Raw genomic sequence first — 16,396 nt, 5'->3', positions numbered from 1 at the left:
GCTACTATTCTGTACTGTTTCCGGAGTCGGGTTCAGTACGATAGGACATCTGGTCTTTTTCCCGTTCCTGCTGCGCAATTAACTGCTCATTAAGCTTGACCAGCAAATCCCAGTGTTTTAACCGTGATGCCTGATTGCTAATCAGTTGTTTTAATTCGGTTAATTCCTTAATCGTGAGGCTGGTACGGGATGATTCCACACGTGTTTGTCGCAATTCGGCCAGGCACATCTGCTCGATGTGTTTCCGCTCATAAGTCAAATGCTGAACTAATGACTGATCTTTATTTATTGAATCAGGATTAGCTGTTGATATCGTAAAAACCCGAATCCTGATAACGTCTACACCAGGCTGGATCAGCCCTAAGCGGATCAATTCGTCATAGAATTCATTCCAGCTGTGAAAATTGGCGGGCAAGTCTTTTTTATATATGATTCGGTGTTTAAGAAGATTCATCATAGTGTCAGTGGAAGAAAAAGAAGGATAAGAGTAGCCTGGCACTGGTCAGCAAAGGACCCTGAACCTATCTACAGATCAACAATGGAGAAAATCCGTGATTGCCCTCGCAACCGGTTTTATCCTCAGCAGGAATAGAAAACTCTCAGTATAAGCTATGGCTCAACGGCGATAGTCTGTGCTACTGAAGTAGCCACACAGAGCGGATAATACAAGATGATAGGGGCGCTGAAATCGATCAGATGTGGTAAAAATCCGTTATTCTTCCAGAAGAGCCAACGAATTTGATACCAGACAGATACAGCCCATTAGCAAGCCAGTAAAGGCAATTAATGGGCATCGACATCAGGATGGAGAAATGAGTAGAAACTAAATGGCTTATATACGCCAGATGGCATGGAGAGATTGAAGTCGCCTACGTTTAGAAGGCCCATGCAAATAAAAAGCAACGCTTGGTAAGACGAGAAGAGCGAACCAATTAATCCGGGTTAGTGGCAGGTTGTTGGTTGGCTCAACAGATGGGGATTCTAGTAAGATGTTGTGCTGATCAACAGCTACTGTTGGTTTAGGTGACTTTACCGTTGAGCCGAGGACATAGCTATCATAGACATCGCCAAATGTGTCGTTAATATTGCCAAGGTCGACTTCCAGTACGGCACAAGTATAAAGTAAGCCAATCAGGAATACCGTCAATTGAGTACTCCATCGGCGTATCCAGTCAACAGAAATCGTATCCTGCCAGAGCTGGGCGTACTGATAAACAGAGTTTTCCGGATAATCTCGTTTATTGGCTCGCAGCATAAGGAGGATAGTTTAAAAACTAGACTAACGACAGATTCACTCGATAACAACTTTCTGGTAACGATACCAAAACCGTTACCTGAAAACCACGGTTGCCTTACGGTAACAGTGACTGATTGGGTGTTGAATATAAAGGAATCCTCTGAATATGTTGTAGGGGAACGTTAGTCGAAGCCGCTGAGCGTATTGGATATGTCAGAGAAGGCTCCTCTTCGTCTAAATCGTCGCTGAGAAAGGGAGCATCAGTTGATGATTGTGGCTGTTCAGATGACTCAGACTTCTGAGGGGCAAGCCACATAATACCAAGAAGGCTAAGGGCAGCCAATCCCAGATAAAGAGCCAGATGATTATTAAGAAGGGGGAGTTGCGAAAGAATTGTACTTGTCAGACCTGTCTGAGATTCCGGCTTGATCAAGATGTAAGTCAACGATAAGCTGATCAAAAAAAGAAGCGTAAGTACTAGAGGGACCCAGGAGCTACTGATAATTAGCTGGCGGACTTTTATAAGCTGACGCTGTCGATCTTCGTCAAGTAGTGTATTACGCTGTCGATTATTAGTTTTCATAACGTGGGGTATGTAAAAAGAAATGTTTAGCTAGTAGGTTTTGAAGACTGACGGTTAAGCTATACGTGTCCGTTAGTTCGTGTTATTGGCGGAGAACTGTGTAAGCTGGTTTAACTTATTCCAGATATCCTGCTTGCGCCGTCGTGATACCGCAACTGAACTCGCATTAGTCATGTATAATTCCAGAATACCTCCGGGTTGCCGGTCAACACTTTCGATATATTGGTGATTAATTAATGTTGATTTACTAACCCGTAGAAAATTGGGTAGCTGACTTTCAAATAGTTTCAGCGTTTGGGTAGCAATTATGGGTTTTTGAAGCCCCTGAAGATAAACACGGGTATAATTTCCGTCTCCTTTGCAGTGCGTGATTGAGCCAATGGGAATAGGTTTAGTTACTCCCGGAATTTTAATCGTTTGGTCGGTAGGATAAGAATGCTCGTTCATAGCTGCAACTCAATTAAGCGTAGGTAAAAAAGATGAAAATGTATTCTCTGTAAGAAATGAGGCTAATTAGAGATGACTTCATTATCCTGACCACTGATTGTACCACATGAAAAAGGAAGCTTCGAATCTCTTATTTGATGAACGTAAATGTCATATGATCATGATTTTCTATACTGCTTTTTTTAGTTTGGTTTCAATTCGCTCAATGCATGTGTCTCTCTATACTTAGGCCTTATTATCGGCGCAGTCAGCAATTACATACAACCTCTACTGTTTATAAATTATGTTTTACTGGATAACAGCAAATGACGCTTGAGTATAAAATGGCTTGAAACACTCGCTAAACCGAGAAAGTTGGCTTAACGGACAGTAGGCTGGCAAATGGCTTGCCAGTGGTTTTTACTCATCTGTGCCCGTTTAAATCGCTTCATTTACTAACAGGTAAAATTCGCACTCAGTTAGCTAGTATTCAGTTGTCACATTCTTACACTATTCCGCAATTATATAAATCCCCGACTATATAGGATGAGTACAACTTCTCAGCTTTGTGGAGATTATTCTACATAGTTGAGTGTAGAACTATACAATGAACAAAAAGAAAGCTTTTTTAATCAGTCTAGATTGAAGTTAGTAGGCATAATGACCAGGCGCGTAATTCATGAAAAAGAAAATTTCACTTTCCGGCTTTTCCCTGCTTAAAAGGAGTTAGGAACTAGCCCTGTTATAACTTATTGCATTTGTTCATCGCTATTACGTCGCTTTCCAGGCTTTATACAAAGCCGATTAGTTTACCAGTTTTTGATTTTATTATCGATATAAACTGGATGGCAGGAAACGGTAGATAATAACTAGTATTTTTATACCGCTAGCCTTCTTTTTTGAGCCGTTTATCCATTTGTCTTCCAATTTTGGCACTTGCCGTAAAATATTTTCCTTTTGATTCCGACTACCCTGTTGTAAAGAGAATCAAAACGTGGATAGTATCCCTGTAAATACGTTGGCTATTAATGCTAAAACGCCCAGACAAGAATCAAGCGCCGGACAAATCGGTGAAACGGTTCGTAGGGAGCGGGGACGATTATTAGCGTTTATTCGCCGTCGCCTGCCCGATCCTGATGAAGCTGAAGATGTGCTGCAGGATGTTTTTGTTGAACTGACTGAAGCATATCGGTTAGCCAAACCCATTGAACGCGTTGCGTCGTGGTTATTTGCGGTGGCACGTAACAAAATCAGCGACTGGTATCGGAAAAGCCAACCCGGTGGTGCCCGTACGGTTTCGCTCGATACGTCCGATTATGCCGACGGCGACGACACACCGGTATTGGGTGAGTGGTTGGCAGTAGCTGATAGTTCAGGACCGGAGAGTGAATTCTTCCGGGAAACATTTATGGAAGCGTTAACCGACGCCCTTGATGAGCTGCCGACCGATCAGCGCGAAGTTTTCATTCAACATGAGCTGGAAGGCCGGAGTTTTAAGGATATGGCCGAGGAATGGAACGTGTCCGTCAATACGTTACTATCGCGTAAACGATATGCGGTACTGCATCTTCGTGAGCGACTGCAGGATTTTTATGATGAATTAATGAATGATTAGTCAACGAACAGCGGTTACTGCCCGTTGTGCCATCGATGACTGATCAGCAACCAATGATTTTTAGATAGATTTTAGAAATGAGACGTTTTTGGTTTCGCCGGGCTTTACGCTTTCTCGCCTTCGGACTACTTTTCGCTGGCGTAGTAGGCTATGTGGTCATGTCGCTATGGAACGCACTGTTGCCGTCTATTCTGGGCGTTTCAGCCATTGGGTTCTGGCAGGCGCTTGGCTTATTGCTACTAAGCCGGATTTTGTTCGGGGGACCGCGCGGTTACGGATGGAACCGGGGCGGGTTTGGTCCGGGCCGCCGGGAGTGGAAGCAGAAAATGACTAATCACTGGAAACAGATGACACCTGAGCAACGTGATAAAATGCGGCAGCAATGGCGTGAACGTTGCGGCCGTTGGGGGCGTGGTCGCTGGGAATCGAACCCGTTCGACCAATCGGACGATAAAGGACCAACCCCGCTCTGATGCATAGTAACCTACAACGAACAAAGCCTGACCGATCCGGTCAGGCTTTGTTCGTTAGAGAATGAATCGATTACTGTTTATCCCACCACACTCGGGTATCCAAATTATCGGGACCCTGACGCGATATGGCTTCGCTTACTTTAGCCTGGTTTACCGAAATTTCGGAATCCGGGTAACTCAGGCGATTGATAAAGTTGCCCTTGATTTCTTTACCGGGATATGGATTCGGCGTTAAGGTTGGGAAACCGCTCCGCCGGAAGTTCGCAAACGCTTCGGGTCCATTCAGGAAAGAAGCCACCCAGTACTGGGTATTGATCAGCTCAAGACCGCGTGCTGCTACGTATGGATTCTTTTGCAGATAGGGGGCAATACTTGCGTCCGGTACGGCAGATGAAGAGCCATAATCGGCCAGTTGCTGCATATGAGCGGTTACTCCAGCGTTGTACAGATCGGCCGCATTACCCGTTGTCCAGCCGCGTTGAACGGCTTCTGCCAGTAACAGCTGCGTTTGAGCATAAGTCACCAGAAAGCAGGGAGCCGTAATGGAGCCCATCCGTGTCCGATCCAACTGCGAATAATCGTAAAAGCTGGCGAGACCGTCGGCCGTAGCGCGGGCTGCAATGGTCCCGTTATCGAAACCCAATGGCATGCCCAACTGAACGCTGGTTTCGCGGTTGGCACGGGCAGCGGTTTGCTCCGGACCACTTTTGGCACCAACGTAACGAACGGCAATCGAATTTAAGCGAGGATCTGCCGTTGTTTTCAGATAATCGACGAAATTTTTGGTGAGGTAGTAGTTAGCCGCTTCGGTTGAGTTAAGCGTAACACCCACTGAACTCTGGTAGTTGGCATTGTGACGAACGGCACAGTTATCGGCATTCGACTGCATCAGCCCACCGGCTACAGCCTTTTGTACGGTCGATTGAGCCAGCGTTGGATTGACTTTCGATAGGCGCATACCAGCCCGAAGCATAATCGAATAGCCAAGCTTTTTCCATTTAGACACATCGCCACCATACATGATATCGCTGGCTTCAATCGTTTTGGTCGCATCCAGTGCGGCTGTTGCCTCCGCCAGCTCCTTCAGAATATCAGTATAGATACTTTCCTGCGTATCGTACTTGGGCGTTACGTTGCTGTTTAGATAGCCTAAACCTGCTTCTGAATAGGGAATATCGCCGTAGGAATCGGTCAATACCATAAACGAATAAGCTTTCCAGATGCGAGCCATATGATACAGATTACTGCGGCTGGCATCGGACTTGGTTTTGGCGATTACATCAACCAGGTAACGGATGTTATCGCGGTAATAGCGCTGCCAAAGCTGGGCATTGGCACCGGCTGAACCCCGGTTATCGATATTAAAATTACCGCCTGATACAATCCCTGAGTTCGGCGAAAACATCTGCTGAACGATGGGTTCTTCAAAAATGAGCATCCCACCCGGAAAAGAGCCATTGACGATGGCGTTGTTGAATGTATAAACCGGGTTCAACGCAGTGGCCGCCGTTGGGTTTGTGTTAAGCTCTACGAACCCGTTTTCACAGCTACTGGCTCCCATCAGTAGAGCAACCAGCGATATATATAAATAAGTCTTTTTCATGAGTCAAAAGTTTGTGGTCTTTACTGGGTTTTACTACGTATCGTTGCCCGATAAAGACTGAAAACTGTTTAGAATTTCACATTCAGGTTAAAGCCAACGCTACGTGTGGTCGGTAAGCCAGTCGATTCCAGACCAACCAGGTTGTCGGAGCTGAAACCGAACTGTTCTGGATCGATATTCGGAACCCACTTTTTGAGGATTGCTACGTTGTTGGCAACAGCACTCAGGCGAATACCTTTGATAAATAGTGTCTTGGGTAAGAACTTGGTAAAATCATATCCTATACTGATCTGACGAAGTTTCCAAAAACCTGCATCGTAAATAACCTGTTCGCCAAGGCTTTTCGAACGACCAACCGAGTAGTAATCCTGAACGAAGGCGCGCACATTGTTTGTTTCGCCGTTCGTATTTACACCAACGCCAACCATTTTGTTATCGGCTTCGCCCCGGCCAACCAGCGTTTCTTTCTGCAGGCCATGACGGAATGCATTCAGGTTCGTACCGGAAATCATTTTGCCACCCAGTTTGAAGTCAACCAGCACCGACAACGTAATGCCTTTGTAATTGAATGCATTGGTAATACCGCCTACATATCTTGGTAATGCCGAACCAAACGAAACAGGGGTTGCTGTCCGGTTTGCAATACCATCATTACCATGAATGATACGTCCCTGAGCGTCCCGTGCATAACCGTATGTATATAACTGACCAAGTTCCTGGCCAACTACCTGACGAAGCTCACCCACGTAGATACCAGTTCCTACAACAATTTGCTCAGGAAGTTTATCCTTGTTGTAATCCTTCTCAGGCGTACCGTCGTCGTCGGTCAGCAGTTTCAATAACTTGGTTTTGTTATACGAACCGTTCAGCGTAATATCCCACGAAAAATCTTTTGTACGGATAGGAGCGAGATTTAATAATACTTCCACGCCCCGGTTACGGCTTTCGCCACTGTTAATGAGCGAGCCGGTATAACCCGATGCATCCGAAATCTGGACGCCAACAATCTGATCTCTCGTTACTTTATTGTAGTAAGCAAAGTCCAGTCCGACGCGGTTGTTAAACAACTTCAATTCTAACCCAACTTCGGTCTCAGCTACCCGGCTTGGACGAAGGGCAGCATTCGGCACCGTGTTCGATGTAATGTTACCCACTGGCTGACCGACACCGGCTGGGTTTGGGAATAAGTTGGCACCTACGCCGTAGAAAAGTCCGTTTGAATAAGGCGCTACGTCGTTATCGCTACCAACAGCAGCGTAGGCTGCCCGTACTTTACCAAAATTCACCCAGGCGGGCAGATTATTGAACGCCTGCGAGAAAACAAAGCTACCCGTAACAGACGGATACAGGATGCCATTGCCCGGAGGAAGGGTAGAGAACCAGTCATTGCGGACCGTTCCGTTGATGAACAGAACATCTTTATAAGACAACTCAGCGGCACCATAGAGCGAGTTAACTTTACGCTCGCTGAGGCTATACAGTGGATCTTTGACACGACCGTTTTGTGGAGTATATAGTCCACGAACGATGAAATCGGTAACCAATACGCTGTTCAAATCACTCCGGCGATAGAGCTGGTTACCACCGGCTGTCAGATCAATACCAATAGCACCAAACTTCCGGTTTGCACCGATCAGGAAGTCAGCGTTGATTTCGCGGAAACGGCGGGCGTCCTGAACGTAACGTCCGTTGACGAAGCCAGCTGGAGCAGCGGCCAGCGATGCCTGACCGGTTGGGAAGTTGTAATCCTGGTCACGTGACCAGAAATCCTGACCAACCCGGCCTTGCAGATACAACCAGTCGGTGAAGTTGTAACGAGCGGAAATATTACCGAACAGACGATCCCGACGGATATTTTCAAATTTGTTAGTCAGGACGAAATAAGGGTTCGTACGGTTCATGAACCGAGAATACACAAACTCGTTGCCGGTAGCTGGGTTGATCTGGTTGGCCTCCAGCAAATCGAGAGGCATGGAGTTTGCCAGTGTGTAAATAACTGTTGGCGTACTATTATCCTGCTGAGCAATCTGGGGTGGGTTCTTATTGTACTCGTTCGAGTAGTTGATCGTACCTGTAACGGTCAGCTTAGGCGACAAATTATAGCTAAATCCAAGGTTGATGGTTTTCCGGTTATAGGAGTTGTTACGTGTAATACCTTTGTTTTCGAGGTTCGATACCGATAGGTTGAAGCCACCACGGTCGTTGCCCGACGAAACGGCAACCGAGTTTGTCCAGGTTGTACCAGTCCGATAGAACTTGCTGATACGATTGTAGACTGGTTCATACGGTACGGTAACGCCCCCGAACAGCACCTGGGTCATGCCTGGCTGAAATTTTTCGCCGAAACTCCATACGCCCGATGTTGGGTTAGGAGCCGTTGGACGAACGCCATACTCTCCCTGACCATATTCGTACTGAAAATCGGTGAAATCGAGAGGCTGGTCTGTTGTGAAGTTCGAGTTATACGTAACACCAATGCCCTGGCCGGTTCCTTTCGTTTTTGTTGTAATCAGAATAGCACCGTCTTTCGCCCGTGAGCCATATAGAGCAGCTGCTGTTCCGCCTTTCAGTACGGTCATTCCTTCAATATCATCGGGGTTGATCGAAGAAAGACCGTCGCCACCATCTGAATAGTTATCGCCGTTCCGGCTGGCAATCGCTCCATCACTACCAACGTTACCGTTGTTCTGGCCGAAGTTTGAGTTGTCGATAGGCACCCCGTTTACAACGATAAGCGGACTATTTTGGCCGGAGAAAGACGATTGGCCACGGATGCGGATTTTACTCGTACCTGCAGCACCAGTACCCAGGCTGGAGATGTTAACCCCAGCAATTTTACCTTGCAGGGCGTTCATAAAGTTAACCGTTCGGTTAGTCGTAACCTGCTCGGGCGACACGATAGCCGTAGCGTAGCCCAGTCGTTTGGCTTCTTTCTTAATACCTAACGCCGTTACGACAACTTCATTCAGATTTTGCTCAGTTTCCTGAAGTGTAACGTTTAACTGGGTTTGATTGCCAACGGCAACTTCCTGACCTGTAAAGCCAATAGCACTAAAAACAAGCGTAGCGTTGGCAGGTACGTTCAGAGAGAAGTTACCGCTAGCATCAGATGTAGTTCCGTTCTGGGTATTCTTGATCAGGATATTCACGCCAGGTATGGCTTGCTGATCTTTACCTGATACAACCCGGCCACTTACCCGACGGTCTTGAGCCCAGGTTACGTGAGTGAGTAGAAAAGCTGCCCAGAGCATTAAGCTCAACGCGCAACTTTTTGCTTGTATACAATGTCTCATTGGGATAGGAATTGTTTTTTATGTGCACTTATTTGAATTAATCAAACTAATCTTGTTTGATTGACAATTATTCTAAAAGACGCTTGTAAACAGCTTCTACTATCTCTACTGAGTATTTATTACTATTTCGAACTACTTTTTTTCTTGTTTTTACTACGAAGAGCACAAAAAAAGCCTGGACGTACGGGCCAGGCTTCTGATTTAGTGATGAATAAGGAAGTTTATAATGTACCCTACGGTTTGGGCTCGCCAGCTGCTTCGGTCTTGGCGTCTATGCCGAGCGAGTTAATCCAGGCTGCAATTTTCAGTGCATCCGCTTTTGGAACCTGAGGCATTGGGGGCATTTCAGTAGCGTAATCGGGCCAGTTGTGGGGCTTGGGATTATAGATGAGTTCCACAATCTGATCATTAGTGTATCTCCGTTTTGCTACGTCGGCAAAAGCCGGTCCTACCTGACGCTTGTTAGCCTGATGGCAGGCCGAACACGTATGACGGGTCAACAACCCTTTTACTTCTTCATACGTAGGGGCCTTGGCCATCGTTACAGCCTGTCCTTCTACCAGTTTGGGTTTACCGCCGGTGGTGGTCTTCTTCACGGGTGCCGTTTTCTTTTCGGTGGCTGGCGCTGGTGTAGCAGTTGGGGCTGGCGTTAGGGCAGAGTTCTTGGTGCTGACCTCACTCAATGTTAGCTTCTGACCATCTGGAATATTGTTCAGCGTGTAATAGGCGATGGGGTGAACGAGTGAGAAAGAACCTTCTGTTCCCCGAACACCGTCGAGCGTGAGCTGATGGATGTAGTACTTGCGCAGATTGTCGACAATGAGTCGGGCTTTCATGCCATCGGCCGAGACCTTTACTCCTTTGATTGGAAGTGCTTCTTTGTTGATGGTGGGGCTGCCATACACCGAGTGGTATTTATACAGAAAACTTTCAACTCGGTAGGAGGCTATGTCTTCGGCCGATTTCCGGTCGACGGGTTTGGTGAACTCCACTTCAAAGCCGTCGGGCATTGCTTTTACCGTACGCATCTCGAAAGGTATCGTACCATTCCAGGTTAGCCGTTGCAGCCCTTCATTCGCTTCTCCGGCTGATCCCCAGCCCCGATTGGTTTCGCCAACAAACAGCGAACCATCTTTTGCCCAGGCCATACGAAGAACTCCCGAACGGAAACCATTCCGAAACTCAATAGCACCGCCCTGATATTCGCCGTTTACTTTTTCCATGAAAACGCGCGAAATTTTGCTCATTCCCTGATCGCCAACCAATAATTGTCCAGCAAATGGCCCAAATGTTCCGTCCGGAATTTCGAGGATTTCGGAATTGGAAATCCCTAAAATACCATGGGGAAGCCAAACAGCTGGCGTCTGAATGTCGGTTGACGGAAATTGGTCTTTCATGGAATACAGCAGCGTAGGTGTTTCGCTGGCTATATTTTCGGGTTTGATGGCCCGACCGTTTTCGTCTCTCCGACGGCGCTCGTCAATTTTGGCAAAGAACTGTTCCTGCGTCAGTTTAACGGGCGAGTTAGCCATGCCTGTCCAGCGTAATCCCGCCGGGTGGCCAACAAAAGAACCTTTCTTCACATGAACGATGCCACCCGAGCCCATCCAATCGCCCTGGTTATCGGCATAGAATAACTCGTTATCGAAAATGCCTAATCCGCATGGGGAACGCATACCCGTGGCCCAGGGCTGCATGATACCATTTTCGGTGATGTTCATGGTCCAGCCCCGCCAGGGAACCCGGCTTTCGCCCCGCCACCATTCTTCGTCGCCAAACGCTACGTTGCCTGTTACGAAAAATGTTCCGTCGGGAGCGATTTTAGGCCCGAAACTATACTCGTGATAGTGCCCCGACAAAGGCCAGGCATAGACCGTTTCAAATACGTCGGCTTTGCCGTCCTTGTTGGTGTCGATCATTTTGGTTAATTCACCACGTTGGGCGCAATAGAGCGCGCCATCTTTGTAGGTCAACCCCAAAATCTCGTGAAGGCCGGACGCAAACTTGCGAAAATACGGTTTCCGGCTGGTCGGATTTTCGACAATCCATACATCGCCCCGGCGCGTTGCTACGCCCAGGCTGCCGTCGGGCAGGGTCGTTAAACCACCAACTTCCAGTAGTGTACCTTCGGGAGCAGTTACTTTCAGGATCTTAAAAAAATCTTCCTCTTTGGGCGATTCCTGTGCCCGCAGTGCCGTTATACTGGCTATTGCCAAGAGGGTTGTGATGATTTTCTTCATAAGGATAGGTAGTAGCTCAGAGCAAACCACCGAAATCGGTTAAAACAAGATCGAATACGTTAGTTTTCCCTTTACAGGTACAAGAAGTTCTTTCTGGCCATTCGATTCCCGCACAATTGGCTTAGCACCGGCTGTGTCGTCGATACGTAGATAGGCTTGGCCATCAATAAGATACATGCCATTTTCGAGCGGACTAATCACACTGCCACTGGCTAAACGGGCGTATAAGTTAGAGGCTGGCGTAGCAACAGTTAGCTCGCGCCGAACGCCCTGACCCGATTCCAGAACCCGGATTTTATCATCGACCATACTACCGTAGCTCTGATAGCGGAACGTAGGAAGATCATTGCCATCCAGTACGTAGCCTTTTGGGCGATAGGAAGAATTGGTCGTATCGGTTGGCCAGTTGGTTTGTGGTGATGCGAGTGTAGCCAGGAATAAGACGGGTGTGCCCAGCCGTTGAACCATACCCATTGGGCGGGAAGAACCGTCGCCCCGATCGTGCCACATGGGCGTTGCATCCAGGAATAAGCCCCGCCAAACCTGTATCATGGCACCTTTATCCAGGTCATACGTATAATGAACCTGAGCAGGGCTACCTACCGAAATGGCATGGGTCACGCGAACCCGTTTGCCCTGCGTATTCCGGTCGCCGGGCATATCCATAAAGCTACGTAGCAGTGTGTTTGTAGAGGCATCAATCAGAATTGGGTCAACGTCATCCTGATTGGTACCGATTGGGTCGCTAATCAGGAATTCGCGGATACCAGGACCCGCCACTGAGAGGCCAAGCGCGGGCTGAAACCAACCGGCTGTTTTATAATACAGCAATTCTAGAGGAAGGTCGCCTTTGGGTAACGTAACCTTGCCTCTGTTGGCCTGGCTTCCTGGCGCTACCACCGATTGGTTATTGATTTTGAGCATACCTTCGCCACCCGGAACACTCAGATTGAAGCTATACTCACCCGGCTCCTGCACCCGGATCGTTCCAGTATAGCGAATGAGAAAATCGTTCGGAATCCGGCTGATCGACGACGAAAGAATAGTTGTTGGCCCCTGAGATTCGGGAGCTGTTTTGTCGTATTGAGAATCTTTGGTGAATTTACCTTTATAAACCGAATACGTTAGGTTTGCCAGCTCAGGCCGCGCTTTATCGTAGGAGGTGTATCGGATGTTACGGAACGCTACCGCGCCATGATCGCCCTGAAGCATAAGTGCACCCAAAGGCTTTTCATCGTCAAAAGCAGCGCCACGGGTTGGGCCGGAAAGCTCAACATCATCGTGAATGAGAACACCGTTCAGCTCGACACGTAGCATGCGGGCATTGGCTGTTTTCTGACCATTGGCATTAAAGCGGGGCGCCTGGAAGGCAATTTTCAGATGTTGCCATAAACCAGGCGCACGGCTGGCATTCTGGCGGGCCGGATGACCGTCGTAACCGTTCTGGCCTTCGGGGCGTTTGGGGTCCCAGCGTTCATAAATCGAGCCGTTATCGACAGTGCGTGGACTACGAACATCCCAGCCAGTGTTGTCCCAGCTATCGAACAACTGAATTTCATAGCGCCCCTGCAAATAAATGCCCGAGTTCGATTTAGGAACGATCATGTAGTCTAGTTCCAGATCGATGTCGCCATGTTCTGTGGTGGTAAATAAGTTGTACTTGGTTGGATTCTTGGGGTCTTCAGGGGCTTTGGCCAGTGGAACATTAGCCAGGATGCCGGTCCCTTTTTCGGTACTGATCACATTCGGTTTGCTAAGGTCGGCCCGGACGTTACCGACAATTTGCCAGTTCTGAGTGGCAGGCTTGAACGCACTTAGGTCGTTAAGAAGAATGGGAGTGCCGGGAGTGGGCGTAGGCTGCGCCATAGCAAATCCCGCGCCGACCATCCAGCCGATACCCAACAGCCAGCAGAAGCGAGCTGTAGTAAATGGTTTTGACATGTAGAGTTGGAAATTTTGGCTCGAAATTTACCATTTTTTCCCCACAAACGGATGTAATCTGCATTTACCCTATCTTTGGGCGTTTTACTTGCGAATTCATTAACCTGTTTTACATCCCCATGAAAAATGCTCCGTTATCGCTCGCGTTCTGCGTTGGTATCGTTGGCTTAGCCCTTACCTATTCGGCCACGGCTCAAAACCAGCAGGCCCCTAAAAAAACACCCGAATCGACAGAAATCTGGGAACCTGTTCCTCCTGTCGTAACCCCCGGCACTAATTCGGCGAATACAAGCGGTACTACTCCTCCGTCTGATGCTGTCGTTCTGTTCGACGGTAAAAACACCGATGAATGGGTGGCCATCAAAGGGTATTCACCAGAAAGCTGGGAGAAAACCAACGAAGGCCCGCTGAAATGGCCAGTTAAAGATGGGGTGATGTATTCGACGAAAGGGTTTTCGGCCCGTTCGAAAAAAGAATTCAATGATTTTCAGCTTCACATTGAATTCAAAACGCCCGAAAAAGTAGAAGGAAACAGCCAGGGTCGTGGTAACAGTGGGATCTTCCTGCAGGGCCGTTACGAATTGCAGGTTCTCGACAATTATGAGAACCCTACGTACGTAAATGGAATGGTTGGTTCGATTTACAAGCAAACGATTCCGTTGGCGAATCCTAGCCGTAAACCCGGTGAGTGGCAAAGCTACGATATTATTTATCAGGCACCACGTTTCAACAAAGCAGGTCTGATGGTCGACTATGGTTACGTTACGGTGTTGCTAAACGGTATTCTGGTGCAGAACCATGCGGCCATTCGCGGAACAACCGAATACATTGGTTATCCGAAAGTACAGCCACATGGTGCTGGTCCTATTTTGCTGCAGGATCACGGCAATCCGGTTGGTTTCCGTAATATCTGGATCCGCGAATTGTAAGTCGCTGGCGCTACGTTACGTATAAAGCTGATTAGCTTGCGAGAAGTGCAAATAGAGGAACAACACCTCTGTTTGCACTTCGTCGTTTATGGCGGTATGGTTCACAAGGCGAACTTTTTATAAGCTGACGTAGGGGGATTACGCTGTATGGTGGTCATGGGTAGGAAGTCGATCAACTTCTGTACTGTATAATCGTAATACAAGCTATGAAAAACCCAATACTCCATATGGCAGCCTGTCTTCTTATGGCTGGTCAGCTTTATGCCCAGGATACTAGTCAAGTAGAAAAACAATCGGAAAGCCAGCGTCCATACCCGAAGCGTGCGGCCCAGATCGGGTTTATTTATCCGTTAAGTACAAACGGGCATGAAGGCATGAAGGTCAGTAATCAATTGTCGTTGAACGTACTGGGTAGCTATGCAGCAGCACTGGATGGGGTTGAACTAAGCGGTTTGTTTAACCTGGAAAAGGATTACGTGAACGGCGTTCAGTTTGCCGGTATTGTCAACAGTGTTGGCAACGAATTGGATGGTGCGCAATTTGCCGGAATTGCTAACGTAGTAGGTGGGGGTGTTCATGGGTCACAGTTTAGCGGAATTGCCAACGTAGTGGGTGGTGACGTTAAAGGTGCGCAGTTTGCCGGAATTGCCAATCTGGCTGGTCGGGCGGTCAATGGTATTCAGGTGGCTGGTATTGCCAATTTAGCTCAGTCGGTAACGGGACCTCAGATTGCGGGTATCGTTAATATTGCTGGCCGGGCGAAAGGAGCACAGATTGGCCTGATCAATATTGCCAAGGAGATCGATGGCCCACAGATTGGCCTGATCAGTATTTCACCCAACGGATATCGTCGGTTTGAGGTATGGGCCAGCGATGCACTCCATGCTAACGTAGCGTTCAAGATGGGTGGCAATCGTCAGTTCTATAATATCTTCACGGTAGGCGCAACGTTGCCCACCGACAACAAAACCCGATGGGGTTTTGGCTATGGGATCGGAACAAATCGGTTGTTAGGCAAACGTAATCAGTTGAGTATCGAAGTCGTATCGTACCATATCCACGAAGAGCATACGGACTGGGATCAACTAAATATGTTGAATCAGGTCAGGGTTAGCTTTATCTTCCCGATTCATAACCGACTCGCTTTTACCGTAACGCCAACGTTCAATGTACAGGTGTCGCAATTGGAGGTGGCCGAAGGTATTGGTACTAAGTGGGTTAGCTGGTCGGTCTATGATCAGCTGACCCGAAACGATACGCGCGTGCGAATGTGGCCCGGCCTCAACGTCGGTCTTCAGTTCTGATCCATCAGAATCATTAGGGTGTTGTCTCTTTTAGTAGGCTCAAGGTTGAGCCTACTCGTTGCTGTTAATCAAAACTTTATGACGTCTGTCTGAATGTAGTGCTGGGTTTTGTATCATTGTGCCTGTCAACTTTCTATTCAGATGCGCTCTTTTCTTATCTCCATTTCGTTTCTGGTACTGCTCTCAAGCTGCTCAACTACGACGGTCTATATTGTTCGTCATGGCGAAAAAGTGAACGAAAGCGATACCACAAACCTGAGTCCTGCCGGTTTTGCCAGGGCGGCCGCTTTAGCCGATACGTTGGCTACTCGTGGCATTGATTCTATCTTTTCAACGCCGTATCGGCGTACCCATCAAACCATAGAGCCGCTGGCTAAACGTATCGGTTTGTCTATTACCGACTATCCGGCCAAACCGATGGAGGCCATTGTGGATCGGGTAAAGAAAATCCGAAATAAAACGGTGGTCGTAGCCGGACATAGCAATACGATTCTGGAAATTGCGCGTGGCCTGGGCGCTCGTCCAACAATGGCTAAAATTGAGTCGGGCGACTTTGATAATCTGCTAAAAGTCCGTATCCATCGCGGACCATTCCGTAAATCGGTTGACCTTTCAGAAAAAACTTACGGTCAGCCAACCCTTCCATAAGATACTTTCGCTACGAGTTTTCGTCTGAGAATGCTGTAGTTGCCAATCTGCTTGCCAACGATTGGTGGTGATTATATGACGACTCACGCTGTGTCTCCCTCAAA

At 47.8% G+C, this 16,396-nt stretch carries 13 protein-coding genes; 5 read left to right on the top strand and 8 right to left on the bottom strand.

The window, feature by feature from the left end; all coding sequences use genetic code 11:
* Positions 1–4 precede the first annotated feature (4 nt).
* The 4 genes from GK108_RS28190 to GK108_RS28175 all read right to left on the bottom strand — a co-directional run bounded on the left by GK108_RS28190 (position 5) and on the right by GK108_RS28175 (position 2,267).
* Positions 5–457 (bottom strand): hypothetical protein, encoded by a 453-nt coding sequence (locus GK108_RS28190; RefSeq protein WP_163954935.1) that lies wholly within the window; start codon positions 455–457, stop codon positions 5–7.
* 375 nt (positions 458–832) lie between these two features.
* Positions 833–1,255: a hypothetical protein gene (locus GK108_RS28185; protein ID WP_163954934.1), complete on the bottom strand. Its 423-nt coding sequence runs from the start codon at positions 1,253–1,255 to the stop codon at positions 833–835.
* 97 nt (positions 1,256–1,352) lie between these two features.
* A complete protein-coding gene (locus GK108_RS28180) occupies positions 1,353–1,820 on the bottom strand; it encodes a hypothetical protein (RefSeq protein WP_163954933.1) in 468 nt (155 codons plus the stop codon).
* Between the two features lie 72 nt (positions 1,821–1,892).
* On the bottom strand, positions 1,893–2,267 hold the full coding sequence (locus GK108_RS28175; RefSeq protein WP_163954932.1) for a LytR/AlgR family response regulator transcription factor: 375 nt from the start codon (positions 2,265–2,267) through the stop codon (positions 1,893–1,895).
* A gap of 973 nt (positions 2,268–3,240) precedes the next feature.
* Here GK108_RS28175 and GK108_RS28170 point away from each other — a divergent pair.
* The gene (locus GK108_RS28170; protein ID WP_163954931.1) at positions 3,241–3,861 is read left to right on the top strand and encodes an RNA polymerase sigma factor; all 621 of its coding nucleotides are present in this window, start codon (positions 3,241–3,243) and stop codon (positions 3,859–3,861) included.
* 77 nt (positions 3,862–3,938) lie between these two features.
* Positions 3,939–4,334: a hypothetical protein gene (locus tag GK108_RS28165; protein ID WP_212592905.1), complete on the top strand. Its 396-nt coding sequence runs from the start codon at positions 3,939–3,941 to the stop codon at positions 4,332–4,334.
* Positions 4,335–4,404: 70 nt separating this feature from the next.
* Here the strand turns inward: GK108_RS28165 and GK108_RS28160 are convergent, their stop codons facing one another.
* The 4 genes from GK108_RS28160 to GK108_RS28145 form a co-directional block, all read right to left on the bottom strand.
* Entirely contained in the window at positions 4,405–5,937 is a 1,533-nt protein-coding gene (locus GK108_RS28160; RefSeq protein WP_163954930.1) for a SusD/RagB family nutrient-binding outer membrane lipoprotein, read from the bottom strand.
* A gap of 68 nt (positions 5,938–6,005) precedes the next feature.
* Positions 6,006–9,188: a SusC/RagA family TonB-linked outer membrane protein gene (locus GK108_RS28155; RefSeq protein ID WP_394366288.1), complete on the bottom strand. Its 3,183-nt coding sequence runs from the start codon at positions 9,186–9,188 to the stop codon at positions 6,006–6,008.
* A gap of 275 nt (positions 9,189–9,463) precedes the next feature.
* Positions 9,464–11,470, bottom strand: coding sequence for a c-type cytochrome (locus GK108_RS28150; RefSeq protein WP_163954928.1), 2,007 nt, complete (start codon positions 11,468–11,470; stop codon positions 9,464–9,466).
* 39 nt (positions 11,471–11,509) lie between these two features.
* Entirely contained in the window at positions 11,510–13,411 is a 1,902-nt protein-coding gene (locus GK108_RS28145; RefSeq protein WP_163954927.1) for a family 16 glycoside hydrolase, read from the bottom strand.
* A gap of 119 nt (positions 13,412–13,530) precedes the next feature.
* Between GK108_RS28145 and GK108_RS28140 the strand changes: the two genes are divergently transcribed.
* The 3 genes from GK108_RS28140 (at position 13,531) to GK108_RS28130 (ending at position 16,292) form a co-directional block, all read left to right on the top strand.
* Entirely contained in the window at positions 13,531–14,340 is an 810-nt protein-coding gene (locus tag GK108_RS28140; RefSeq protein WP_163954926.1) for a 3-keto-disaccharide hydrolase, read from the top strand.
* A gap of 206 nt (positions 14,341–14,546) precedes the next feature.
* Positions 14,547–15,644 (top strand): LA_2272 family surface repeat-containing protein, encoded by a 1,098-nt coding sequence (locus GK108_RS28135; protein ID WP_163954925.1) that lies wholly within the window; start codon positions 14,547–14,549, stop codon positions 15,642–15,644.
* Between the two features lie 141 nt (positions 15,645–15,785).
* Complete coding sequence (locus GK108_RS28130) at positions 15,786–16,292, top strand: histidine phosphatase family protein (RefSeq protein ID WP_163954924.1); 507 nt, start codon at positions 15,786–15,788, stop codon at positions 16,290–16,292.
* Positions 16,293–16,396 lie beyond the last annotated feature (104 nt).

It is taken from the genome of Spirosoma terrae, from assembly GCF_010435915.1.
GTDB lineage: Bacteria > Bacteroidota > Bacteroidia > Cytophagales > Spirosomataceae > Spirosoma > Spirosoma terrae.
This window is presented reverse-complemented; position numbering and strand designations above follow the sequence as displayed.